This window comes from Okeania sp. (genome assembly GCF_983059655.1).
On the sequence record NZ_CEZPJD010000434.1, the window covers coordinates 1 to 2,219 of the forward strand.

The 2,219-nt window shown below is 35.9% G+C and carries 1 protein-coding gene and 1 pseudogene; both read right to left on the reverse strand.

Annotated elements, in window-relative coordinates; all coding sequences use genetic code 11:
• Window positions 1–626: pseudogene (locus tag AC3DU7_RS21155) on the reverse strand (hypothetical protein); the annotation flags it as partial.
• Window positions 627–1,144: 518 nt separating this feature from the next.
• Window positions 1,145–1,894, reverse strand: a complete 750-nt coding sequence (locus tag AC3DU7_RS21160) for a metal ABC transporter ATP-binding protein (protein WP_488041278.1) — start codon at window positions 1,892–1,894, stop codon at window positions 1,145–1,147.
• Window positions 1,895–2,219 lie beyond the last annotated feature (325 nt).

Genomic DNA, 2,219 nt, shown 5'->3' on the forward strand with positions numbered 1-2,219 from the left:
TTCCTTCTTCCTTCTTCAACAAAGTAAATGATTATACTAGTTAGCAACAGAGAAGCGATCGCTACTATTAACCATTCCCCAATATTGCCCCACAAACCTAAACCATCTATTGCCCAAAAATTTACAGGTACTAATAGTAATGTCACCAATCGTAATGTCTCAGAAGTTAACCGCAAACCACCTATTTTTCTAGTCCAAAATGTCGCTCCCCAAAAGCATAATGTATATGCCAAAAGTACTAAATATTGTCCGGTGGGTGGAAATTTTTCCCATTGACTAGCGGCAAGTAATCCAGAAGATACTACCACCATAAATAAACCTAAAAAAAGTAGCCATCGGAGGCTGATTTCTGCCATCAATGACTGTAATAATTGAGCGATTAAATTAGAAGATTTTTTGGTGGAAGTATTAGAGGTAGTAGGTCGTAAATCTATTTCTTTTTGAGTTGTTTGGATATTAGTTACTAATGTGGGTTTAGTTTCGATAACTTGTGGTTGTGGTAGTGGAGAACTTAAATATTTTTGGCATAGTTTTCTAACTTCATCATCGGAAATTAAGCCTAGGCGTAACCAAATATCTAAACCTTCTAGGAGTTGTGGATGAGTTCGATCGATATTGATTAACATTCAATTTTATATCGCTACACGCTAGGGAATAGGGAATAGGGAATAGGGAACAGGGAACAGGGAACAGGGAACAGGGAACAGAAAAGAATAAAAACAACTGTACCTCATAACTTCGGAAACTGCTGCATTAATTATACCATTTATCAAAAACTTTTCTACACTTGGTTGAGCAGGGGAGTTGGGGAGTTGGGGAGAAGCAAACAAAAGAATAATTAACATTAACTGAGCTGAAATTAGTAAAAAAGTAATTTTACTTATGCTAATTAGTTAATAACTGAAGTACTGTTCAAGTATAGCAATAATAGATGGAAATTGGTATTATACATATTAAACAACTTATAGAAGTCGAGAATTTAAACCCAAGCTTCTCAGATACCATTAGATGTCTCCTCCAAAAGAGGGAGTAGGGAGAAATAATTGATAATTTCTATGGGATAATTGATTTTATTTTTTATTATTGGAGATGTCTATTACATAAGCACAAATTTTTAGGCTGATAGCTGATAGCTAATAGCTAGTTAAGCAATTTTTGCTAAAGGTTCTGAAAAGAAAACAACTTTACCTCCATAAGCACGATATAAATTTTCTTCCTGCAATACAACCTGCCGATCGCCAACAGCAATTAACTCTTTATTTAACAGAATCAAATCATCAAAATTAGTAATAGATTCCCCTAAATCATGATTAACAACTATGACAATTTTTCCAGCATTTGCTAATTCGTGAAAAATCCCAAAAATAATATTTTCGGTTTTCTGGTCAACCCCAACAAATGGTTCATCAAAACAAAAAATATCAGCTTCTTGAGCTAATGACCGTGCTAAAAATACTCGTTGCTGCTGGCCACCAGAAAGTTGACCAATGGGGCGATCGCGATAACCATCCATCCCCACCCTGGCCAATGCCTCCATCCCTATCTGCCGACTCACCGTAGAAAAGCGACGAAACCAACCTGTTTTTACTATCCGCCCCATCATCACCACATCCCAGACAGTGGCCGGATAAGTCCAATCAATTTGCGACCGCTGAGGTACATAAGCAATTACTTTTAACTGCTCTGAAAGAGATTTGTCATTATAGATAACAGAACCCTCACTTACAGGAATTAACCCTAACATTCCTTTCAAAAGGGTACTTTTACCCGCACCATTTGGTCCAATAATACCAGTTAATTTTCCTGCTTGTACCTGTAGGGTAATGTCTCGTAACGCTTCAACGGTACGATAATGGACTCTTAAATGACTTACTGTAATTTTAGTTTGATTCATTAATTTGAATTCCTATACATTATCGCTTTTGATTCCTGGAAATATTCCCTAACATCATGTTTCTTTGAATACCCACAATAAAAAATTTAGGGAACAGGGAACAGGGAACAGGGAACAGGGAACAGGGAAAAATTTATCGGAGAAAAGATTTTTATTATGGCGTTCTTAATGAGACTTGATATAACTATTCCCCTTTCTATAACTCAAGAAGGAAGATTCGATAAAAAAGAACTTTAAATAAAGGTGTGCATCAAAAATCTGTTCTGGAATATAGCAGTCGAAACAAAGGTGAGGACAGTTTAAAAATCAGACAAAGTAATACTTT

Coding starts and splice junctions, on each gene's coding strand:
- AC3DU7_RS21160 (WP_488041278.1), bottom strand. CDS start 1,894: ATGAATCAAACTAAAATTACAGTAAGTCATTTAAGAGTCCATTATCGT.